The organism is Nocardioides sp. (assembly GCF_041913365.1).
Taxonomy (GTDB): domain Bacteria; phylum Actinomycetota; class Actinomycetes; order Propionibacteriales; family Nocardioidaceae; genus Nocardioides.
The window spans coordinates 77,573-98,232 of sequence record NZ_JAYSFM010000006.1; the positions used below are offsets into that span (position 1 = coordinate 77,573).

The 20,660-nt window shown below is 72.7% G+C and carries 20 protein-coding genes; 8 read left to right on the forward strand and 12 right to left on the reverse strand.

Annotation, left to right across the window (positions count from 1 at the left end):
- The first annotated feature begins 282 nt into the window (after nt 1–282).
- Nucleotides 283–834, forward strand: a complete 552-nt coding sequence (locus ACE3QY_RS15145; RefSeq protein ID WP_374456866.1) for a protein-L-isoaspartate O-methyltransferase — start codon at nt 283–285, stop codon at nt 832–834.
- 2 nt (nt 835–836) lie between these two features.
- Here ACE3QY_RS15145 and ACE3QY_RS15150 read toward each other — a convergent pair whose 3' ends face one another.
- Nucleotides 837–1,214, reverse strand: coding sequence for an MmcQ/YjbR family DNA-binding protein (locus ACE3QY_RS15150; protein WP_374456867.1), 378 nt, complete (start codon nt 1,212–1,214; stop codon nt 837–839).
- A gap of 39 nt (nt 1,215–1,253) precedes the next feature.
- Nucleotides 1,254–2,465, reverse strand: a complete 1,212-nt coding sequence (locus ACE3QY_RS15155; protein ID WP_374456868.1) for a ScyD/ScyE family protein — start codon at nt 2,463–2,465, stop codon at nt 1,254–1,256.
- 108 nt (nt 2,466–2,573) lie between these two features.
- Between ACE3QY_RS15155 and ACE3QY_RS15160 the strand changes: the two genes are divergently transcribed.
- The 3 genes from ACE3QY_RS15160 to ACE3QY_RS15170 are packed head-to-tail and all read left to right on the forward strand — an operon-like array spanning nt 2,574 to nt 3,986.
- On the forward strand, nt 2,574–3,053 hold the full coding sequence (locus tag ACE3QY_RS15160; RefSeq protein ID WP_374456869.1) for a cupin domain-containing protein: 480 nt from the start codon (nt 2,574–2,576) through the stop codon (nt 3,051–3,053).
- Nucleotides 3,050–3,514, forward strand: a complete 465-nt coding sequence (locus tag ACE3QY_RS15165; protein ID WP_374456870.1) for a helix-turn-helix domain-containing protein — start codon at nt 3,050–3,052, stop codon at nt 3,512–3,514. The genes ACE3QY_RS15160 and ACE3QY_RS15165 overlap by 4 nt, the downstream gene beginning before the upstream one ends.
- A 10-nt stretch (nt 3,515–3,524) precedes the next feature.
- Nucleotides 3,525–3,986 carry a VOC family protein gene (locus tag ACE3QY_RS15170; protein ID WP_374456871.1) on the forward strand — a complete coding sequence of 154 codons (462 nt, stop codon included), beginning with the start codon at nt 3,525–3,527 and terminating at the stop codon, nt 3,984–3,986.
- Between the two features lie 67 nt (nt 3,987–4,053).
- On the opposite strand, the gene ACE3QY_RS15175 is transcribed toward ACE3QY_RS15170, so the two are convergent.
- The 10 genes from ACE3QY_RS15175 to ACE3QY_RS15220 form a co-directional block, all read right to left on the reverse strand.
- Nucleotides 4,054–5,214, reverse strand: a complete 1,161-nt coding sequence (locus ACE3QY_RS15175; RefSeq protein WP_374456872.1) for an acyl-CoA dehydrogenase family protein — start codon at nt 5,212–5,214, stop codon at nt 4,054–4,056.
- The gene (locus ACE3QY_RS15180) at nt 5,211–7,160 is read right to left on the reverse strand and encodes a biotin carboxylase N-terminal domain-containing protein (RefSeq protein WP_374456873.1); all 1,950 of its coding nucleotides are present in this window, start codon (nt 7,158–7,160) and stop codon (nt 5,211–5,213) included. Before ACE3QY_RS15180 ends, ACE3QY_RS15175 begins: the two co-directional genes overlap by 4 nt.
- Nucleotides 7,157–8,704, reverse strand: a complete 1,548-nt coding sequence (locus tag ACE3QY_RS15185; protein ID WP_374456983.1) for an acyl-CoA carboxylase subunit beta — start codon at nt 8,702–8,704, stop codon at nt 7,157–7,159. The genes ACE3QY_RS15180 and ACE3QY_RS15185 overlap by 4 nt, the downstream gene beginning before the upstream one ends.
- A gap of 17 nt (nt 8,705–8,721) precedes the next feature.
- Nucleotides 8,722–9,192: an SRPBCC family protein gene (locus ACE3QY_RS15190; protein WP_374456874.1), complete on the reverse strand. Its 471-nt coding sequence runs from the start codon at nt 9,190–9,192 to the stop codon at nt 8,722–8,724.
- A 10-nt stretch (nt 9,193–9,202) separates the two neighbouring features.
- Nucleotides 9,203–10,315, reverse strand: coding sequence for an acyl-CoA dehydrogenase family protein (locus ACE3QY_RS15195; RefSeq protein ID WP_374456984.1), 1,113 nt, complete (start codon nt 10,313–10,315; stop codon nt 9,203–9,205).
- Between the two features lie 17 nt (nt 10,316–10,332).
- Nucleotides 10,333–12,039, reverse strand: coding sequence for an acyclic terpene utilization AtuA family protein (locus tag ACE3QY_RS15200; RefSeq protein ID WP_374456875.1), 1,707 nt, complete (start codon nt 12,037–12,039; stop codon nt 10,333–10,335).
- Complete coding sequence (locus tag ACE3QY_RS15205) at nt 12,036–12,815, reverse strand: TIGR03084 family metal-binding protein (protein WP_374456876.1); 780 nt, start codon at nt 12,813–12,815, stop codon at nt 12,036–12,038. Before ACE3QY_RS15205 ends, ACE3QY_RS15200 begins: the two co-directional genes overlap by 4 nt.
- A 154-nt stretch (nt 12,816–12,969) precedes the next feature.
- Entirely contained in the window at nt 12,970–13,608 is a 639-nt protein-coding gene (locus tag ACE3QY_RS15210) for a TetR/AcrR family transcriptional regulator (RefSeq protein ID WP_374456877.1), read from the reverse strand.
- Between the two features lie 48 nt (nt 13,609–13,656).
- On the reverse strand, nt 13,657–15,132 hold the full coding sequence (locus tag ACE3QY_RS15215) for a hypothetical protein (RefSeq protein ID WP_374456878.1): 1,476 nt from the start codon (nt 15,130–15,132) through the stop codon (nt 13,657–13,659).
- 10 nt (nt 15,133–15,142) lie between these two features.
- Nucleotides 15,143–16,684: a BTAD domain-containing putative transcriptional regulator gene (locus tag ACE3QY_RS15220; protein WP_374456879.1), complete on the reverse strand. Its 1,542-nt coding sequence runs from the start codon at nt 16,682–16,684 to the stop codon at nt 15,143–15,145.
- Nucleotides 16,685–16,943: 259 nt separating this feature from the next.
- Between ACE3QY_RS15220 and ACE3QY_RS15225 the strand changes: the two genes are divergently transcribed.
- From ACE3QY_RS15225 to ACE3QY_RS15240, 4 genes are all read left to right on the forward strand, one after another.
- Nucleotides 16,944–17,147 (forward strand): hypothetical protein, encoded by a 204-nt coding sequence (locus tag ACE3QY_RS15225; protein ID WP_374456880.1) that lies wholly within the window; start codon nt 16,944–16,946, stop codon nt 17,145–17,147.
- 113 nt (nt 17,148–17,260) lie between these two features.
- On the forward strand, nt 17,261–17,446 hold the full coding sequence (locus ACE3QY_RS15230) for a hypothetical protein (protein WP_374456881.1): 186 nt from the start codon (nt 17,261–17,263) through the stop codon (nt 17,444–17,446).
- Nucleotides 17,447–17,522: 76 nt separating this feature from the next.
- Nucleotides 17,523–19,844: a MinD/ParA family protein gene (locus tag ACE3QY_RS15235; RefSeq protein ID WP_374456882.1), complete on the forward strand. Its 2,322-nt coding sequence runs from the start codon at nt 17,523–17,525 to the stop codon at nt 19,842–19,844.
- Nucleotides 19,841–20,653 (forward strand): hypothetical protein, encoded by an 813-nt coding sequence (locus tag ACE3QY_RS15240; protein ID WP_374456883.1) that lies wholly within the window; start codon nt 19,841–19,843, stop codon nt 20,651–20,653. The genes ACE3QY_RS15235 and ACE3QY_RS15240 overlap by 4 nt, the downstream gene beginning before the upstream one ends.
- Nucleotides 20,654–20,660: the final 7 nt, after the last annotated feature.

Below are 20,660 nucleotides of genomic sequence, written 5' to 3' on the forward strand. Positions count from 1 at the left end.
GACTGGGACCACGACGGCGACCACGACTGGGACCACGACGGCGACCACGACTGGGACCACCACGACCACGAGGGGGACCGATGACTCCCGGGTGACACCTGGAGGCGGCTGCGTTCCGCGGAGCACCCTCCCGCTCCCGCGCGCCCCGACTGCCCCCAGTCGGGACGTACGGACAACCCCCCGCATACGGCGGGAGACCGGGCTCCACAACGCACACCGGCAGCGGCACGGCCCACCCCACCCACCCAGGGCCGTGCCGCTGTTGCGCGTAACCTCGATGGCGTGGACGCCGTCGACCGCGCCTTCGCGGCCCACCCGCGGCGGGGCTTCCTGCCGCGAGCGGTCCGGCGCCGCGCGTCGTACGACGGCCCGCTGCAGATCGCGGCCGGCCAGACCAACTCCCAGCCGCGCACCGTCGCCGACATGCTCCGGCTGCTCGACGTCCGGCCCGGCCATCGGGTGCTCGACGTCGGGTCCGGCTCCGGGTGGACGACCGCGCTGCTCGCCCACCTCGTCGGCCCGACGGGCGAGGTCCGCGGCGTCGAGCTGGAGCCGGAGCTGGTGCGCTTCGGCGGCCGCAACCTCGCCGCGACCGGCCAGCCGTGGGCGACGATCACTCTCGCGACCCCGGGCGTGCTCGGCGACCCCGACGGGGCGCCGTACGACCGGATCCTGGTCTCCGCCGAGCCGTCGGTGCTGCCGCAGGAGCTGGTCGACCAGCTCGGCGAGGACGGCCGGATGGTGATCCCGGTGGCCGGCACGATGCTGCTGGTGACCAACCCGGGAGGCCGGGTCAGCGAGCACGGGTGGTATCGCTTCGTCCCGCTGAGGTGACCTCAGGGAGCCGGCCGGACGACCTGCTCGGCGAGGGCGGCCGGCGCCTGGACGCAGTAGGAGTCGGTGAGCAGCTCGGCGAGCTCCTCCCAGTCGGTGTCGTCGTCGAGCAGCATGCCGATCGCGTTGCCGCCCCAGCCGGAGCGGAAGTAGGGGTCGCCCATGTGCTCGAAGGCGGCCACCTCGTCAGGCTCGCCCCGGAAGGTGATCCGGAAGAGCTGGTCCTCACCGCCGAAGACGTGGGCCACCGTGGCACTGCCGACGCGCCACCGGGTGCCCGTCCACGCCTGCTCCTGCCGGCAGCGCGGCAGCCGGCCCAGCACGCCGTCGATGCGCAGCACCCACTCCTCGGGGACGAGCGGTCGGTCGGCGAGTGACACGGCCTCAGCCTGCCACTCGCCGCCGACAACCGGACGCGCTCAGCGCACCGGGACCCGCAGCACCTCTCCGGCTCCCGGGCAGACGCTGCACGTGGTGACGTACGCGCTGCGACCCGAGAAGGCGAGCCCGTAGGGCGCGACCAGACCTCCGGCCACGGTCTCGTGGTTGCCGCTGGTCGAGACCCGCAGGAGCGAGCCGACGGGCGGCTGGCCCGGCGGGACCGCGAGGAGCCCGCCGTCGGCGAGCTGCACGGCGTAGAGGCGGCCGCGGTGCCAGGCCAGGTCGGTCACGTTGGTCAGGCCGCTGGCGTAGACGGTCGGCTCCTGGCCGGGGACCAGGCGCCAGACGTTCGCACCGCCCGCGGGGAACGGGAAGCCGGTCAACTGGCTCACGTAGAGCGCACCGTCGGGACCGAGCACCGCCGAGGTCGGCACCGCGTCCATGGGGATGTCTCCCGGCGGGAGGAACGGTGGCGCCGGCACGAGCCGCGTCGGGAAGACGCCGAGGGTGGAGACGTCGCCCCACCAGCCCACGTGCACCACGTCGTTGCCGCCGGCGTCGGCGACCACCCAGCCGTAGCGGCCCTTCCAGAGGCCGACCGGGTTGGAGTCGACCTGCGCGCCGTCGGGGTTCTCTGCCGACTCGTGGGCGGCCACGTCGGCCAGGATGCGCGGCTCGTCGTCGTGGACCGGCTGGCGCTTCTTCCAGTGGCCGCGGCCTCCCCACAGCTTCCCGCCGAGCAGCGTGCCGAACTTCTCGGCGAACTCGGGGACGGCCGGGTCGTCGCGCAGGGCCGGGTCGGCGCCGAGACCGACCAGGACGGCGTACCGACCGTGGTCGACGGCGACGTCGCCGGCTCCGATCGCGGACGTGCCGTCGGGGGCGGCGATCGAGGGCAGCCCGGTGAGCACGCGGCGCTGGCCCCACCGGTCGACCTTGGTGACGGAGCCGCTCTCGCCCATGCACACCTCGCCCCCCTCGGGGCCGGGCATGCACGCGAGCTCGCCGCCGGTGCCGGCCTCGGCGACGTAGAGGTCGTTGCCGTCGAAGGAGAGCTGCCGGGGATTGTCGAGCCCGGTCGCGACGACCACCGGGGTGGTCGGCTGCGGGGGCGGGTGGTGGCCCCGCCCGGCGTTGGCCGGTCCGGGGGCGACGAAGGTGATGGTCAGCGCGGTCGTCAGGACGAGCGCGAGCAGGGATCCGCTGGCGGCGAGACGTCGTCCGCGGACCCGGTCGGAGACAGGTTCCATGTCGGGTCCGATGGGTCGGGAATGGGACCCCACGCACATTTCCTTTACTCGCCGCGCAAGGTCAAACCCCAAATGTGGGAGTCGGCCCGCGGGGCTAGGGTCAGGTTCATGAGCTACCCACCGGCGGTCTACCACGGGGACTCGGGCGAGGTCTCGGCGCGGCTGGTGCGCGGCGACGGCGAGCCCGCGCTGGTCTACCCCAACGGCAACAAGGTCTTCCACCTCGCCCTCGGGTCCGGCACCGGGGGGACGTACGGCCTCTACCGCTGGGAGTTCGGCGGTCCGCCGAGCGGGCCGGGCGCGCACTTCCACCGCACGATCACCGAGTCGTTCTACGTCCTCGAGGGCACCGTCACCATCTACGACGGCACCGAGTGGGTGAGGTGCCGCTCCGGCGACTTCGTCCACGTGCCGGCGGGTGGGCTGCACGGCTTCCGCAACGAGGACGGCGCGGCCAAGATGCTGCTCCACTTCGCGCCGGGAGCACCGCGCGAGCGCTACTTCGAGCAGCTGGCCGAGGGCACGGCCGACATGTCGCCGCAGGAGTACGACGCGTTCATGCGCGAGCACGACAACATCTGGGTGTGAGCGTGGACCTGTCTGCGCAGGAGGACACCAACCGCCGGATGCTGCGGGCGCGCGACGAGATGGACCGGCGCTACGCCGAGCCGCTCGACGTACCCCACCTGGCGGCGATCGCGCACCTGTCCGCCTCCCAGTTCGGCCGGGTCTTCAAGTCGGTCTACGGCGAGACCCCGCACCGCTACCTCCAGCGCCGTCGGGTCGAGCGCGCGATGACGCTGCTGCGCCAGACGGACCGGCCGGTCACCGAGGTCGCGTGGGACGTGGGCTTCGCGAGCCTGGGCACCTTCAGCCGGACCTTCAGCAACATCGTCGGCTGCTCGCCGTCGGACTTCCGCGCGCAGCACGCACCCGTGCACGTGCCGAGCTGCTTCATCGCCGCCTGGACGCGGCCGCGCGAGTCGGCCCCGCCGTCGCCCGCGCAGACAGCGGTTTCGGAGAAGCGCCCGGGGTCGGTGGCTGAATAGCGTTCTCGTCATGAACACCAACCACATCACCAGCCTCCACATCCGCTCCGTGCCCGTCCTCGACCAGGACGAGGCGCTCGACTTCTACACCTCGCACCTCGGCTTCGAGGTCCGCGACGACATCGACCTCGGCTTCATGCGCTGGCTCACCGTGGGTGTGCCCGGTCAGGACACCTCCCTGCTCCTCGAGCTCGTCGGCGGGCCGCAGCACGACGAGGCCACCGCCGCGCAGGTGCGTGAGCTCGTCACGAAGGGCGCGCTCGGCGGGCTCTTCCTGCAGAGCAGCGACGTGCACGCGACGTACGCCGCCCTCGTCGACGCCGGCGTCGAGGTCACCCAGGAGCCGGTCCAGCAGCCCTACGGCACCGACTTCGGCATCCGCGACCCGTTCGGCAACCAGATCCGCATCAGCCAGCCCAACGGCGCGACCTCCGGTGAGGTCCAGGAGCAGTACGACGCCGCCGGCGCCTGACCCTCGTCTCGTCCGTCATACGTTCCCGATCCGATGCGTTCGGGAACGTATGACGGATCCGTCGGAGTCAGTAGGACTTCGGCAGCCCCAGGCTGTGCATCGCGACGAAGTTGAGAATCATCTCCCGGCTGACGGGGGCGATCCGCCCCGCACGCGCGGCGACGAGCAGGCCCGCCATGCCGTACTCCTGCGTGATGCCGTTCCCGCCGTGGGTCTGGACCGCCGCGTCGACGGCGTGCACGGCCGCCTCGGCAGCGGCGTACTTCGCCATGTTGGCGGCCTCGCCGGCAGCCAGGTCCTCGCCCTCGTCGACCAGCGCGGCCGCCTTCTGGGTCATCAGCCGGGCCAGCTCCGTCTCGATGTGCGCCATCGCGAGGGGGTGGGCGATGGCCTGGTGCGCGCCGATCGGGTCCTTGAACACCGTCCGCTCCCTGGCGTACGCCGACGCCTTGGCGAGGGCGTGCCGGGCGAGGCCGGTCGAGAAGGAGGCCGCCATGATCCGCTCGGGGTTGAGCCCCGCGAACAGCTGCACCAGGCCGCCGTCCTCGTCGCCGACGAGCGCGTCGGCCGGGATCCGGACGTCGTCGATGAACACCTGGAACTGCTTCTCCGGGCTGACGATCTCCATCGGAATGACGGTGTGCTCGAAGCCGGCCGCGTCGGTGGGCACGACGAACAGGCAGGGCTTGAGCTTGCCGGTCTTCGCGTCCTCGGTGCGCGCGACGACGAGCACGTTGGCCGCCTCGTCCACTCCGGAGATGTAGATCTTCTGGCCCCTGAGCACCCACTCGTCGCCGTCCCGGCGGGCGGTCGTGGTGATGTTGTGGGAGTTGGTGCCGGCGTCGGGCTCGGTGATCGCGAACGCCATCGTGGCGGTGCCGTCGCAGATGCCGGGCAGCCACTTCTCCTTCTGCTCGTCCGTGCCGTAGCGGGCGATCACGGTGCCGCAGATCGCCGGGCTGACGACCATCATCAGCAGCGGGCAGCCCTGCGCGGCCAGCTCCTCGCACACCGCGGCCACGTCACCGATGCCGCCGCCCCCGCCGCCGTACTCCTCGGGGATGTTCACGCCGAGGTAGCCGGCCTTGGCGATCTCGAGCCACAGCTCGGTGGTCTTCTCGCCGGCGCGGGCACGCTCGACGAACCAGTCCCGGCCGTAGCCGCTCGCCAGCTTCGCCACCTGGCGGCGCAGCTCCTGACGCTCCTCGGACTCGGTGAAGCTGGTCATGCCTTCTCCTCCACTACGGCAAGAACTTCCCCGGACGCGACCTGCGCCCCGGGCTCGACGTTGATCTCGGTGACCGTGCCGTCGTGCGGTGCGGTCACGGTGTGCTGCATCTTCATCGCCTCGAGGACGAGGACGACGTCGCCGGCCACCACCTCGCGGCCGGCCTCGACCGTCACCGCCACGACGGTGCCGGGCATCGGTGCGAGCAGCGACCCGCTCGCCACCGCGTCGGCGGGGTCGGTGAACCGCGGCACCTCGCGCAGGCGGACGGACCGCAGCGCGCCGTCGACGTACACCTCCCGCGTGCCGGAGGGTCGCTGGACGTCGACCAGTCCGTCGTACTGCACGGTCACGCCGTCGACCTCCAGCCGCACGTGCGTCGGCGACACCTCGAGCACCGTCACGCCGTCGACGACGAAGCCGTCGCGCGTGCCCCACCACTCGACCGGCTCGTGGCCCTCGAAGGTGATGCGCTGCGGCTGGCTGACGACGTTGCGCCAGGCGGCGGGGACGCCCTGCTGGACCGTACGCCGCGCGGCGTCCTCGGCCGCCAGCATGAGGGCTCCCGCCACGACACTGGCCCTTGAGTCGCTGGGAGACTCAGCGGAAATCGGACGCGACTCCAGCCACGTCGTGGTCATCTCGCCGGCCACGAAGACCGGGTCGGTGAGAATCTCCACGAGCTGTTCGCGGTTGGTGGTCACGCCGTGAATCCGGGCACGTTTCAACGCAGCCACGAGCTGGCGGATCGCCTGCTCGCGGTTGGGCGCCCACGAGACCACCTTGGCCAGCATCGCGTCGTAGAACGTCGAGACCTCGTTGCCACTCGCGAAGCCGGAGTCGACGCGGATCCCGCGCTCACCACCCAGCCCGAACGCGAGGTCGTGGTCGACCTCGAAGGTCACCAGGCGACCGCTCTGCGGGACGTACGCCGCGTCCTCGGCGTAGAGGCGCACCTCGATCGCGTGTCGCTGGGGCGCGTCTTCGCTGGTGGAGAAGCCGAGCGTCCCGGCGCCGTTCGCGGCCTCGGCCACAGCCAGCTGGAGATCGACGAGGTCGGTGTCCCAGACCAGCTCGGTGACCGGGTGCTCGACCTGGAGCCGGGTGTTCATCTCGAGGAAGAAGAAGCGCTCGGTGTCGGGGTCGTAGAGGAACTCGACCGTCCCGGCGCCGCAGTAGGAGATCGCCTCGGCGGCGCGGCGCGCGGCCTCGTGCAGGGCGTCCGCGACGTCGCCGTCGAGCTCCGGCGCCGGCGCCTCCTCGACCACCTTCTGGTGACGCCGCTGGACCGAGCAGTCCCGCTCGCCGAGGACGAGCACCTGGCCGCGGCCGTCGCCGACCACCTGCACCTCGACGTGCCGCCCGCGCTCGACGTACGGCTCGACGAAGACGGTGCCGTCACCGAAGGCAGACTCGGCCTCGGCACGTGCCGCCTCGATCTCGGCGTCGAGCCGGTCGAGGGAACGGACGATCCGCATGCCGCGGCCGCCCCCACCAGCCGACGCCTTCACCAGCAGCGGCAGGTCGACCTCGGTCGGGTCGTCCGGAGCCTCGAGCGTGGGGACGCCCGCCTCGCGCATCAGCCGCTTGGCCTCGACCTTCGAGCCCATCGCCTCGATGGACTCCGGGCTCGGCCCGACCCAGGTCAGCCCGGCGTCGGTCACGGCGCGGGCGAAGTCGGCGTTCTCGGAGAGGAAGCCGTAGCCAGGGTGGACCGCGTCGGCGCCCGACTTGAGAGCCGCCTCGACGACGAGGTCGATGCGGAGGTAGGTGTCGGCGGGTGCGTTGCCCGGCAGGCGTACGGCGTGATCGGCCTCGGCCACGAACGGCAGCCCGGAGTCGGCGTCGGAGTGGACCGCGACCGTCTCGATGCCGAGACGGCGGCACGTCGCGAAGACGCGGCGGGCGATCTCGCCGCGGTTGGCGACCAGGAGTCTGTTGATCACGTGCGGAACACCCCGAATCCTTCGGCGCCCCGGAAGGGCGTGTTGGCGATGACGCTGAGGCAGATGGCCAGCACGGTGCGGGTGTCGCGGGGGTCGATGACGCCGTCGTCGTAGAGCATCCCGGACAGCGCGTAGGGCAGGGACTGCTCCTCGACCATCGCCTCGACCATGGCGCGCATGCCGGCGTCACCTTCCTCGTCGTACGCCTGTCCCTTCGACTCGGCGGCGGCGCGGGCGACGATCGACAGCACGCCGGCCAGCTGGGCCGGGCCCATCACCGCGGACTTCGCGCTGGGCCAGGTGAAGAGGAAGCGCGGGTCGTAGGCGCGACCGTTCATGCCGTAGTTGCCCGCGCCGTACGACGCGCCCATGATCACCGACAGGTGCGGCACCGAGCTGTTGGAGACCGCGTTGATCATCTGCGCGCCGTGCTTGATGATGCCGCCCTGCTCGTACTCCTTGCCGACCATGTAGCCGGTGGTGTTGTGCAGGAAGAGCAGTGGCGTGTCCGACTGGTTGGCGAGCTGGATGAACTGCGTCGCCTTCTGCGCCTCCTCGGAGAACAGCACGCCCTGAGCGTTGGCGAGGATGCCGATCGGGTGGCCGTGCAGCTGCGCCCAACCGGTGACGAGCGAGGTGCCGTAGAGCGGCTTGAACTCGTCGAACGGCCGGCCGTTGCGCTCGCTGGCCCCGTCGACGATGCGCACGATGACCTCGCGCGGGTCGAACGGCTCCTTGAGGTCGGTCGGGATGAGGTCCAGCAGGCCCTCGGGGTCGGCGTCGGGCGCGGCGAAGCCCCGATGGGTGGTCGAGGGAGTCCGGTTGAGGCGGGCCACGATGCGCCGGCCGATGCGGATCGCGTCGAGCTCGTCCTCGGCGAGGTAGTCGGCGAGGCCGGAGACCCGGGCGTGCATCTCGGCGCCACCGAGCGACTCGTCGTCGGACTCCTCGCCGGTCGCCATCTTCACCAGGGGCGGGCCGCCGAGGAAGACCTTCGCGCCACCGCGGACGAAGACCGTGTAGTCGCTCATGCCGGGGACGTACGCCCCGCCGGCGGTCGAGTTGCCGAAGACCAGCGCGATCGTGGGCTGCTTGCGGGCCGACGACCGGGTCAGGTCTCGGAAGAGCCGGCCTCCGGGGATGAAGATCTCCTTCTGCGTCGGCAGGTCGGCGCCGCCGGACTCGACGAGCGAGATCGTCGGGAGGTCGTTCTCCTCGGCGATCTGCGAGGCGCGGAAGATCTTCTTCACCGTCCACGGGTTCGACGCGCCGCCCTTGACGGTCGGGTCGTTGGCGCTGATCAGGCACTCGACGCCCTCGACGACACCGATGCCCGTCACGACGGACGCGCCGACGGTGAAGTCGGACCCCCAGCCGGCCAGGGGCGACAGCTCGAGGAAGGCCGAGCCCGGGTCGACGAGGAGCTCGATCCGCTCGCGGGCGGTGAGCTTGCCGCGCGCGTGGTGGCGGTCGACGTACTTCTCACCACCGCCGGCCACCGCGACCGCGTGCTGCGCGTCGAGGTCGGCGAGCTTCTCGAGCATCGCCTCGCGGTTGCTGGTCACTTCTCCAGCACCGCCTTCATCCGCTCGAGGGTGGTGCGCATGCCGCGCTGGTTCGTACGCCGGCGCAGCGGGCCGAGCACGAGCCAGTAGACCCGCGTCGGGAGGTTCGTGCCGAGGCGGAAGTACTCCGTGACCAGGGTGCCGCCGTCGCGCGGCTCGAGGCGGTAGCCCCAGTTGTTGACGTTCATCTCGTCGGTGCCGACGGCGAACTCGAAGACCTCCTCGGGCACGCACTGCGTCACCCGGCACAGGCTCCAGTAGGTCGGGCCGACGCCGTTGCGCTTCACGTGGCCCTTGAAGTACGCGCCGACCTCGGGCCCGGTCGCGCCGCGGGTCCAGCGGGCCTCGAAGGTCTCCGGGCTGAACTCGCCGATGCGGGTCACGTCGCTGACGAGGTCCCAGACCGCGGCGGGCGGCGCGTCCATCCACACCGAGACCTGGTCCCCCAGGGACGGGAGCTTGATCATCGCTTTCCTCTCATGACGCATAACCCATCAACTTCGCCGTCAGGTCGCGCAGCACCTCGTCGGCGCCACCGCCGATCGGCAGCAGCCGGGCGTCGCGGTAGTGCCGCTCCACCTCGGTGCCGTGCATGTAGCCGGTGCCGCCGAAGAGCTGGACGGCCCGGTCGCAGACGTACGCCGCGCAGTCCACGGCGGTCTGCTTGGCCAGGCACGCCTCGGCGACGACGAACTCCCCCGCCGCGTGCCGGGCCGCGACCGACCGGGTGAAGGTGCGCGCGACCTCGACCTGGCGGCGCATCTCGACGAGCGTGTGCTGGACGGCCTGGTTGCTGATCAGCGGCCGGCCGAACGTCGTGCGCTCGCGGCAGTGCGCCGCTGCCAGCTCGAGCGAGCGGGCCGCGATGCCGTAGCCGTGCACGGCCAGCGCGATCCGCTCGACGACGAACTGGTCGGCGATCTGGCCGAAGCCGGAGTCCTCCGCGCCGACGAGGTTGGCGACCGGCACCCGCACGTCGACGTAGGACAACTCGGCGGTGTCGGAGCAGTGCCAGCCCATCTTCTGCAGCGACCGGTCGACGGTGAAGCCGGGCGTGCCCTTCTCGACGACGAGCAGCGAGATGCCCGAGTGGCCGGGCCCGCCGGTGCGGACGGCGGTGGTGACGAAGTCGGCGCGGACGCCGGAGGTGATGAAGGTCTTGGCGCCGTTGACGACGTAGTGGTCGCCGTCGCGCACGGCTCGCGTGGTGATGCGGGCGACGTCGGAGCCACCGCCGGGCTCGGTGATCGCGAGCGAGCCGATCGTGTCGCCGGCGAGCGTCGGCCGGACGAAGCGGTCGACGAGGTCGGGGTTGCCGCTCGCCGCGATGTGCGGCAGCGCGATGCCGCTGGTGAAGAGGCCCGCCATCAGGCCGCTCGACGCACCGGCCTCGAACATCGCCTCCTGCACCGCCACGGAGTCGAGCAGGTCGCCGCCGGATCCGCCCACCTCCTCGGGGAAGGAGACGCCGAGCAGGCCGAGGTCGCCGGCGACCTGGTGCAGCGCGCGCGGGATCTCCCCGGCGTCCTCCCACTCCTGGAGGTGCGGCACGACCTCGCGACGGACGAGCTCCGCCGCCGTCGCGCGCATCGCCTCCCGCTCGGTGCTCACAGCAGGCTCTCCTCGATCGAGACGGTGCGGGAGCGTAGCCACTCGCCGAGACCCTTGGCCTGCGGGTCGAAGCGCGTGGAGGCGGCGACGCCCTGGCCGAGCAGGCCGTGCACGACGAGGTTGACCGCGCCGAGGTGGGGCAGCAGCCAGACCTCGACGTCGAGGTCGGCGGCCTCGGGGAGCAGCGCGCCGATCCCCTTGGGCGACATCATCTTGAACAGCCACTGCACGCGGGCGTCGTACAGGTCCTGGTCGACGCCGTCGTGCGCGACCCAGAGGCCGATGTTGGCGTCGCCGCCCTTGTCGCCCGAGCGCGCGTGGACGAAGGTGCCGAGCGGGAGCCGGCGGGTGAGCACGTCGGTGCGCCCCGGGTACGGCGACGGGCGGGCGCCCGGGGCCTCCTCGTCCGAGGCGTACGACGTCGGGTCCGCGACCACCTCGCGGCGGCCGTCGGCGTGGACGACGGTCTGCGTGACGTCGCTGCGGTCGACGTACTCGGCGCGGTAGACGCCGTAGGGGGTCGCGGCCGCGGGCGGCGCGGTCATCGTGAAGCCGGAGTAGGAGGCGAGGGCGAGCTCGACGGCGGCGGAGGTGAAGGCGCGACCCACGGGATCGGGCGAGGAGTCCTTGACGGTGCAGCGCAGCAGGGTCGAGGCCGACTCCTCGGTCTCCGCGTCCGCCGGCGGCGGGGTGACCTCGGACCAGGCGACCTCCGCGGCGGTCAGCCGCGCGCCGAGCTGGTCGCGCACCCACGCGGCCTTCGCCTCGACGTCGAGCCCCGTGAGCACGAACTCGGCGCTGTTGCGCCAGCCGCCCAGCTCGTTGACGCAGACCTTGAGCCGCTCGGGCGGCGCCTCGCCGACCACGCCGCTGATCGCCACGCGGTCCGCGCCGGCCTGCTCGAGGCGGACCGAGTCGAGGTGCACGGTGACGTCGGGGCCGAGGTAGCGGGTGGACTGGATCTCGTAGACCAGCTGGGCGGTGACGGTGTCGACGGTGACCGCGCCGCCGGTGCCGTCGTGCTTGGTGATGACGCAGCTCCCGTCGGCTGCGACCTCGGCCACCGGGAAGCCGAGCGGACGGTCGCGGTGGGGCAGGGTGAGGAAGCCGCTGAAGTTGCCGCCGGTCGCCTGCGCCCCGCACTCGATCACGTGGCCGGCGACGACCGCGCCCGCCAGCTCGTCGTACGACGTCGGGGTCCAGCCGTGGTGCGCCACCGCCGGGCCGACGACGAGCGAGGCGTCGGTGACGCGGCCGGTGACCACGATGTCGGCGCCGGCCGTGAGGGCTGCGGCGATGCCGAAGCCGCCGAGGTAGGCGTTGGCGGTCAGCGCGTCGGCGAAGGACAGGTGGCGTACGTCGTCGCCCTCCACGTGCGCGACCTGCGGGTCGAGGCCCAGCCCGGCCGCGACCTCGCGCAGCCGGTCGGCGAGCCCGGCCGGGTTGAGGCCGCCGGCGTTGGCGACGATCTTCACACCGCGCTCGAGCGCGAGACCGAGGCAGTCCTCGACCTGGCGGACGAACGTGCGGGCGTAACCCAGGGTCGGGTCCTTGAGCTGGTCCTTGCCGAGGATGAGCATGGTGAGCTCGGCGAGGTAGTCGCCGGTCAGCACGTCGAGCTCGCCGCCCTCGAGCATCTCGCGCATCGCGCTGAGGCGGTCGCCGTAGAAGCCGGAGCAGTTGCCGATCCGCAGTGCCGTCACCTCGGGGCCCTCCCCTCACCCGGCTGGCCGGCGAAGGCCTGCGCGATGCCGAGCCAGCGGTCGACATCGGCGCCCGTCGCGACGAGGTCGGTGTCGGCGCGGTGGACCCGCTGGGTGACGAGGCGGCAGAAGTCGCCGGCGCTGCCGGTCAGGGTCTGCGCGGCGTCCTCGGGCCCCCAGCTCCACACGTCCCCGGACGGCGCGACCAGGTCGATGCGGAACTCCTCGGCGGGTGCGTCGAGGCCGTGCACCCCGAAGGCGAAGTTGCGGGTGCGGACGCCGAGGTGCGCGACGTGGCGGATCCGGTCGGTGTCCTCGACAGGGGCGCCGAGCCCCTCGTGCACGTCGAGGCTGTGCGCCCAGGTCTCCATCAGCCGGGCGGTCGCCATCGAGGTCGCCGACATCGGCGGGCCGAACCACGGCATCTTCTCGCCGGACGGGTACGCCGCCAGCACCTCGCGCAGCCGGGTGCGGCCGTCGCGCCACCGGTCGAGCAGGTCCGGCTCCTTGGCCAGGGCCAGGGCCTCGGTGTCGACGAAGCCTTCCGGGTCGGCGATCGCCTCGAGCACGACGGCGTCCCACGCCTCCTTGTCGGTCGCGGCCAGCAGCGCGACGCCGTCGGTCCAGGCCAGGTGCGCCACCTGGGCGGCGACGTCCCAGCCCGCGGCCGGGGTGGGCGTGTGCCAGCCGGCGTCGTCGAGGTCGGCGACCAGCGCGTCGAGCCGGTCGCCCTCGGCGGCGAGGTCGGCGAGCACCTGGGTGAGTACGTCGGTCATGCGGGCGCTCCTGATGTGCTCGAGGCGGCTCGGTGGTGACGGTCCCGATGGATTTCCACCCGAGCGAGTGGAACTCCATCGGGGGCTGAGCGTGATCCCGGCCCGACGGCCGTGAACTTCCACGCGAGCGGGTGGAAGTTCATCCGGGGGGACGTCATGACAGCTCCTTGTCGAGCACGTCGGCCCATTCCTGGAGGATCCGGCGGCGGCGTGCCGAGTCGTCGGAGATGGTCGAGGCCAGGCCCAGTCCGCGGACCAGGTCGAGGGTCGCCTGCACCAGCTCGCGGACGCCACGCTGCGACTCGTCGGCGCCCAGCGCGGCGACGGTCATCCGGTGCGCCTCGCGGCCGACCCGCTGCTCCAGCGGCGCGACGGCGGCGAGCAGCGCCTCGTCGGTGCGGGCGGCGACCCACAGCTCGAGGGCCGCGGCGAACACCGGCGAGGCGAAGTGGTCGCCGAGCATCTCCAGCATCCGCCGGAGTCGAGTGCGCCGGTCCGCGGCGGTCGCGACCGGCTCCGCACTCAACCGGTCGAAGGCGGCGGCCAGCTCGGCGCCCCGACGCTCGGTGAGGTGCTCGACGGCCGCCACGACGAGGTCGTTCTTGGTCGGGAAGTGGTGCAGCTGGGCGCCGCGACTGACGCCCGCACGCTCGGACACCAGCGTGGTGGAGGTGCCGGCGAAGCCGCGCTCGACCAGCAGGTCGACGGTCGCCTCCAGCAACCGTGCGCGCATCGCGCGGCTGCGATCCGCCTGCGGCACGCGGGCGGAGGCCGGCGCAGGCGAGGTGGGCATGCGCCCAGCCTGCCGTCGTACAAACAAACAGTCAAGCCTGACTTTAAGTCAGGACGCACCCATCACCCGGCACGGAGAGGATGTGCCCGCCCAGAGATCGCCGGCGGCGGTATCGGCACGCCACGAGTACGTGCCCGCGCTCGGAATGAAGAACGAGGTGTCGGCGGAGCCGTTCCCGAAAACGGTCACGTCATCGAAGTCGATGGCGCTCCCGCACACGCCATCCTGGAAGAGCGTGATCCTGATCTGGACCTGAGCCGGGAACGGGATACCGGTGAGCGACGCCGTCGCCGTCACGTTGGAGTTGGCTGCGGGAGCGACCGGTGACCAGTCCACGCTCGTGACCGGTCGCGCTCTCACCCTCGTGATCGCGCCGCAGCTGCTTACGGGCGCGTTCGTGTCGTTCCCCGCGATGATGACGCGCCAGGCGTAGTAGCCGCCCGGCGGAGTGAGGGTCGGGAGGGCATACGCACCGTCCGCGGCCACTGTGGCCGACACCTGGCCGACCGTCTTGTCCCCACACGTCGCAGCGCCCGCGGAGGGGTATGGCCCGTGCAAGGTGGCGGTGGCCGTGCGCTGCGTGCCGTCGCCGGCGATGGTGGCGACCACCCGCGCCTGCGCCCCGACCAGGAGCTGGGAAGGGTCGGCGCTGAGGCTGAGCGTCTGCGCGCCGCGGACCGCGGCGTTGGCCGAGACGACGAGGGTGCGGGTCACGCCGCCCTCGGCGGCGGAGGCCTGGCTCTTCCGGTCGGGCAGCCGCACCCGCAGCCGGTGCTCCGGGACGTGGGCCACCTCGGCGGTCACGCCCTGCCACCCGCGGGCGTCGGCGGCGAAGCGGGCGACGGCTCGGCCGTCGTCGCCCGTGACCGCCTCGCGCGGGTCGCTGCCGGCCATGCCGAGCGTCACCGGCAGCCCTGGCGCGGGCCTTCCGTGACCGTCCAGCACGCTCACCGTGACCGCCACGGTGCCTCCGACATCAGTGCCCGCGGCCTCGAGACGAGCCGTGTAGGCACCCGCGCTCTGCCGTGACTGGCGCAGCATGATGCGGGCGAAGCGGGCGACCGCGGCCTCGTTGCCGGACTGGCGGATCCTCCGCGCACCGAGGCGGTGGTCGATGCGCCAGGCCCCGCCGACCAGCAGGTGGTAGACGCTCGCGTCGACGGCGGCCGACTGGGTGGCATCGCGGTAGGCGCCGTACTTCGACAGGATCCAGGCTGCCCGGGCGGTCTCGCGCCGCGCGACCGCGCGGCCGGGCAAGTTGCCGACGAGCTTCGGTGCGCGGAACCCGGCGCGGTTGGGGTCACGGGTCGGGGTGGTCAGGTACAGCTCCGCGCGTCCGACCTGGTAGCCGCCGATCCACCCTCCGGCCGCCTCGCCAGTGACCGCGATCCGGTAGCCGGACCAGCGCTTTGGGGAGTCGCCCGCCGCCGCCGCGCCGGTCACGCTGGCGAGACCCCCGCCCACGAGCAAGAAGGCGGCCAGCCGGACGGCCCGCCTCCGCGGGCGATGCGTGTGCTCGGACATGTCGGCCTCCTCAGCCCACCGGTGTCGGGGCCACCGTCCCGGGGTCCGTCGGCGTCCCGGTCGGCCGGGCGGACGGGGACGGGCTCGGGGTGTGGCTCGGGGAGGGGGTCGGAGTGGGGGTGGGGGTCGGGGTGTGACTCGGCGTCGCGGTCTGCGACGGGGAGGTCGACGGGGTCTGCGTCGGGGCCTGCGACGGGGCCTGCGACGGGGTCTGCGCTGCCGTGACCACGTCGGGGGTGGCGGTCACGGGCGGCGGGGTCACGGAGACCTCGCCCCGCACGCCGGGGGCGGACGCGGAGGTCGCCGACCACTCGTAGGTCCCGGCGTCGAGCCCGGTGACCAGGACCTGCCGGCCGCCGGCACCGCGGACCACGACGTGGCGTACGACGCGCAGGCCAGCCTTGCCACGCACGACCAGCCGCACCTGCGCGGGTCGCTGGTTCGCCTGCACGGCGAAGGCCGCAGACCCGGCGACCGTGCGGACGGTGCGCACGCGCACCGTCCGGGCCGGGTCGGTCGTGGTCGTCGACGTGGGCGCGGCCTGCGTGACCACCCGGGCGGCACCGGGGTCACGGTTGGCCTCGGGCGACCGGTCCGGCCCGGTCAGCGCGACCCCGAGCGAGACCGCCAGCGCGACGCCGGCGGCACCGACGAGGGCGGCGCCCGCGCGGCGCAGGCCCGACGTCCGGCGGTCGTCGCCGAGGAACTCGGCGAGGCCCTGCACCGGCGGGAGGGGCGGCGGCTCGAGGCGGGCACGAGGACGTACGTCGTCCGCGGGTGCGACGCGCTGGCGGGGCACCGCTACCGGCGGCGGCACCGGCGCGGGCGCGGGAGCCGTGACCGCTGCGTCGACCAGGGCCTGGATGCGCTCCGAGGGCGCGACGCCGAGCTCCTCGTCGAGCAGGTCGTGGTAGCGCCGCAGCTCGTGCCGAGCGCTCGCCACGTCGCCGAGGCCGAGGTGGCCGCGGATCGACATCTCGCGTGCCGACTCGCGCAGCGGCTCGATCTCGCCGGCCGCCGTGGCGGCCTCGACGACGAGCGTCGGCTCGTCGTGGTCGAGGCCGTGCTGGGCGACCCGCTCGAGCGCCTCGACCCGCAGCTGCTGCAGGCGGGGCCGCTCCTCGACCACCCAGTCGTCGAACCACCCGGGCAGCAGCTCGGGACCGCGCAGCGCGTCGAGCAGCTCACGGGCGGCGCCGTCGTCCATTGGCAGCTCGGTCAGCCCGGCCGCGCGTCGCAGGTCGTCGGTGTCCACCCGGATCTCCGGCGCCAGGGTCAGGGTCGACCGGCCCGGGCTCAGCAGGCCCGGGCACTTGCGCTGGCAGTGCCACACCGCCCGGCGCAGGCTGCCCAGGGCGTGCTCGTCGGTGCTGTCGGGCCACAGCATGCTCGCGACCTGCGCCCGGGTGCCCGGGGCGGCGAGGCCGAGCAGGGCGACCAGCCGCTGCTCGCGGTGCCCGAGGGCCACCTCGGCCCCGTCGACGACGAGCTGCCAGCCGCCGAGCAGCCGCAGGCGCGCGGAAGCGACAGCGACGGCGCTGTGCTCTGACATGGAACGGCACCTCCCCCGAAGGAAAGCCATGAAGACGTGCGAGGTCAGTCGGGTCGGGGGTCTGATCTCTTTACCTTCCGCAGCGTCCTCCCCACCCGTGCGGGTGAGAAGGGCGCGACGCAACATCCCCAAAATTCGCGTCTCTGTCTAGACCGCGGATCGCTCCGACGGCCCTCGTCACGTGCCAGTCACGCAGAAGTCACGGCGGTGCGCGTCCACTCTCCGGCACGCAGACGCAGAAGGGGGGAGGTGAATCACCATGCGCAACGTACTTTCCATCGCCGAGCTCGACTCCGAGCTCACCGAGCTGCTCCCGGTCCGGGAGACGCTCACGTTCGGCTTCGGCAACAACAACTGGGCCGCCGTCTACGCGAGCAACTCGTCGCTGGCACTCAACGCCGCGTCGATCCTCGCCAGTGCCAACAGCGCCGCTGTCCAGACGATCGTCGTCGGCCAGGGCTGATCAACCCGGCGTGGCCCCACCGCGGGGGGCCACGCGCACCGACCGGACCCGAACGGGCCGGCGACATCCAGGGAAGGGGGTGAACCGGAATGTCCCGACGACCTCTTGTGAACGTGGCCGATCTCGACGCCGAAGTGGCAGTGCCGCTCCCCCGTCGTCAGACGATGTGCTTCATCGGCTGCGTCAACGTCAGCCCTGTCGTTGGCGTCAACCTCGCCATCGCCGTCAACGCCGCAACGATCAACTCACAGGCCAACGCCCTGGCGATGCAGTACCTCGCCTCGGTGAACATGCCGTGATCCCGATCAGGCGGCGGCTGTGTTGCTCTGGCGCAGCCGCCGTCCTCAGCTTCGACCTCCAGAGCACACCAGAGCGATGAACAACACCCAGACTGCTACTCAGCACGCCACCGACACGGACGTCTCATCGGGAGCCTCGAGGCCGCGATGGCGACGGGCACTGGGCCTGCAGTTCCTGGGGCCGGTCCAGGGGTCGGGTCTGCGCGACCCGGCCTACCTGGTCCGCAGGATCGACGACCAGGTGGTCCAGCTCTCCGAGCTCCTCCACCTGGTCGTCGTCCACGCCGAGCCACCGCGGGCCTCCGCCGAGCTCGCCGACGCGGTGAGTGCGGCGTACGGCCGGACGCTCACCGTCGAGGGCGTCGAGCACCTGATCTCGACCCGGCTCGAGCCGCTCGGGCTGGTCGTCGCCGACGAGGCCGAGGAGCCGCAGCGTCCGGCGAAGGCGCGGCCGCTGCTGGCCCTCACGCTCAAGGCGACCCTCGTCCCGGCACGACGTACGCGCGTGCTCGCGGCGCTGCTGGCACCGCTGTTCTGGCCGCCGGTCGTGCTGGCCGCGCTCGTCGCCCTGGTCACCGCGGACGTCCTGCTGGTGACCGGAGGCGGCTTCTGGCAGGCGGTCTCGGAGGTGTTCGCCACCCCCACGACCGCGCTGCTGATCTACGCCCTCCTCGTCGCCTCGGCGGTCGTGCACGAGATGGGGCACGCGGCCGCCTGCCGCTACGGCGGCGCGGAGCCGGGCGAGATCGGGATGGGCGTCTACATCGTCTTCCCCGCCTTCTACACCGACGTCACCGACTCCTACCGGCTCGGTCGTGGCGGCCGGGTCCGCACCGACCTGGGTGGGCTCTACTTCAACGTGCTGACCGTGCTCGTGCTGGTCGCCGCCCACCTGGCGACCGACAGCGGGCTGCTGCTGCTGACCGCGCTGGCCCTGCAGCTGCAGATGCTGCAGCAGCTGATCCCGGTGGTGCGCTTCGACGGCTACTTCATCCTCTCCGACCTCGCGGGGGTCCCGGACCTCTTCTCCCGGGTGGGTCCGGTGCTCCGCAGCCTGCGTCCCGGGCACCCGGTCGACCCGAGGGTCGCCGAGCTCCGCCCGAGGGCGCGCCGCTTCGTGACCACCTGGGTCGTGCTGGTGGTGCCGCTGCTGACCGGCGCCGTCCTCTGGTTCCTGTGGGCGCTGCCCCAGTTCGTGGACCGCGGTCGCGACGGGATCCGCCTCCAGCAGCTGGTCTTCGACCTGGCCTGGCAACGCCGGGACTGGCCGGCCATGGCGCTGGCGGTCGTCTCGATCACCCTGCTGCTCGTGCCGCTGGTCGGCATCGCGGTGCTGCTGTGGCGCCTGACCACGACCCTGTCCACCGTCGTACGGCGCCACCTGGAGCTCCGGGTCGCCGCGCGGCTGCGCACCGAGGAGGGACGCATGGACACCTTCGACGAACCACCCGCCCCGGAGCCCACGGTGCTCTCGGCGGCCGACTTCACCGACGCGATCATGTACGCCCCGCGCGTCCCGCCGCCGCGCCAGGGCTGGCGCCGCGCGGTCTACCAGGGCAGCGGGCACGTGGTGAATCCCGGCCCCAGCCCCACCGAGCAGCGCCGCCAGGAGCTCGAGCGACGACTGCGCACGCCCATCGAGGGGTCCCGACGCGTGGTGGTGCTCAGCCGCAAGGGCGGCGTCGGCAAGACCACGATCACCCTCGCGCTGGGCAGCACCTTCGCGATGCTGCGCGGGGACCGCGTGATCGCCGTGGACGCCAACCCCGACGCCGGCAACCTCGCCCACCGGGTCGCGCCACCGCACGACATGAACATCACCCACGTGCTGCGCGACCTCGACGACATCACCAGCTATGCCGCGCTGCGGGGCTACACGTCCCAGGCGATCGAGTCGCGCCTGGAGGTCCTGGCCTCCGACGACGACCCGCGCATCCAGATGGCGCTCGACCGCGACGACTACCACCGTCTCGTCGGCCTGCTGGACCACTTCTACAACCTGATCCTGCTCGACACGGGCACCGGGATCCTCGACAGCGCCAACCAGGGCCTCCTCAGCGAGGCCGACCAGGTCGTCCTCGTCGTCCGCGCCGGCCTCGACGGCGGCCGGGCCGGGGCACTGACCCTGGACTGGATGGACGAGCACGGTTTCGGCGACCTCGTCTCGCGGGCGGTCGTCGTCGTCAATGCGCAGCGCCACGGCGCCGCACCTCCCGAGAGGATGCGACGTCACTTCGAGAAACGTTGCCAACGCGTGGTCACCGTCCCGTGGGACGGAGCCCTCGAGCAAGGAGCCCTGACCGACATGTCTTCCCTGCACCGCAAGACCCGGGACAGCCTGGTCGACATCGCCGCCGCGGTCGCCGACAACTTCGCCCGGATGGAGGCACGACCGTGAACCGCCGCGCCGTCGTGCTCCCGGCCGTCGCGGCCGCGCTCGTCCTCGTGGCGACGTACGGCGGTTCCTCGCCGGCCGCCCATCCCGAGCGCAGCCGGACCAGCACCATCGACCTGCTGGCCAGTGCGCACCCGTCGGGTGCGATGCCGACCGTCGTCGACCGCGCCTACGACGCCCGCGGCTGGGTCCGCGGCTCCGACGTCTCCGCCGACACCGCGGCGCTCACCTCGGCCACCTGCGACGGATGCGCCGGCGAGAGCACCACGCTCCAGGTCATCTACGCCGGCCGGCCGCGCCGGGCGCACCTCGACAACGTGGCCAACGCCTGGGCGCAGGAGTGCACCGGGTGCACCGGCACCGCACTGTCGGTGCAGGTCGTGGTGCTGCGCGGCCGGCCGACGGCGGTGCCCAACAACCGCGCGCTGTCGGTGACCGCGGCGTGCGACACGTGTCGTACGTCCGCGCTGGCCTTCCAGGTCGTGCTCGTCGCCGACGACGCCGAGCCGATGGGCGAGGCCGACCTGGCCGGGCTGCGGGCGTGGTTCGACGAGCAGGCCGCCGTCGTCCGCGCGTCGGTCACCGAGCCGCCGACACCCGAGCCGACCCCGACCGAGCCGACGCCGACCGAGCCGACGCCGACGGGGACCGTCCCGACGTCGTCCCCGACGAAGCCGGTCGGCAACGGTCCGATCAAGCCCGATCGGCTGATGCGGCGCGACGCCGGCTCCGCGCTGGCCGATCTCGAGGCGCTGCTCACCGACGCGCTCGACGCCGAGGCGGTCTCCGCGGACGTGGAGCTGAGCCGCTGACCGCGGG

Excerpts from the sequence above, each read along its gene's own strand:
- ACE3QY_RS15170 (WP_374456871.1), top strand. The coding sequence starts at position 3,525 with ATGAACACCAACCACATCACCAGCCTCCACATCCGCTCCGTGCCCGTC.
- ACE3QY_RS15220 (WP_374456879.1), bottom strand. The coding sequence starts at position 16,684 with ATGTCAGAGCACAGCGCCGTCGCTGTCGCTTCCGCGCGCCTGCGGCTG.
- ACE3QY_RS15190 (WP_374456874.1), bottom strand. The coding sequence starts at position 9,192 with ATGATCAAGCTCCCGTCCCTGGGGGACCAGGTCTCGGTGTGGATGGAC.
- ACE3QY_RS15155 (WP_374456868.1), bottom strand. The coding sequence starts at position 2,465 with ATGGAACCTGTCTCCGACCGGGTCCGCGGACGACGTCTCGCCGCCAGC.
- ACE3QY_RS15225 (WP_374456880.1), top strand. The coding sequence starts at position 16,944 with ATGCGCAACGTACTTTCCATCGCCGAGCTCGACTCCGAGCTCACCGAG.
- ACE3QY_RS15195 (WP_374456984.1), bottom strand. The coding sequence starts at position 10,315 with ATGCGCGCGACGGCGGCGGAGCTCGTCCGTCGCGAGGTCGTGCCGCAC.
- ACE3QY_RS15205 (WP_374456876.1), bottom strand. The coding sequence starts at position 12,815 with ATGACCGACGTACTCACCCAGGTGCTCGCCGACCTCGCCGCCGAGGGC.
- ACE3QY_RS15235 (WP_374456882.1), top strand. The coding sequence starts at position 17,523 with ATGAACAACACCCAGACTGCTACTCAGCACGCCACCGACACGGACGTC.
- ACE3QY_RS15175 (WP_374456872.1), bottom strand. The coding sequence starts at position 5,214 with ATGACCAGCTTCACCGAGTCCGAGGAGCGTCAGGAGCTGCGCCGCCAG.
- ACE3QY_RS15215 (WP_374456878.1), bottom strand. The coding sequence starts at position 15,132 with ATGTCCGAGCACACGCATCGCCCGCGGAGGCGGGCCGTCCGGCTGGCC.
- ACE3QY_RS15160 (WP_374456869.1), top strand. The coding sequence starts at position 2,574 with ATGAGCTACCCACCGGCGGTCTACCACGGGGACTCGGGCGAGGTCTCG.
- ACE3QY_RS15210 (WP_374456877.1), bottom strand. The coding sequence starts at position 13,608 with ATGCCCACCTCGCCTGCGCCGGCCTCCGCCCGCGTGCCGCAGGCGGAT.
- ACE3QY_RS15185 (WP_374456983.1), bottom strand. The coding sequence starts at position 8,704 with ATGCTCGAGAAGCTCGCCGACCTCGACGCGCAGCACGCGGTCGCGGTG.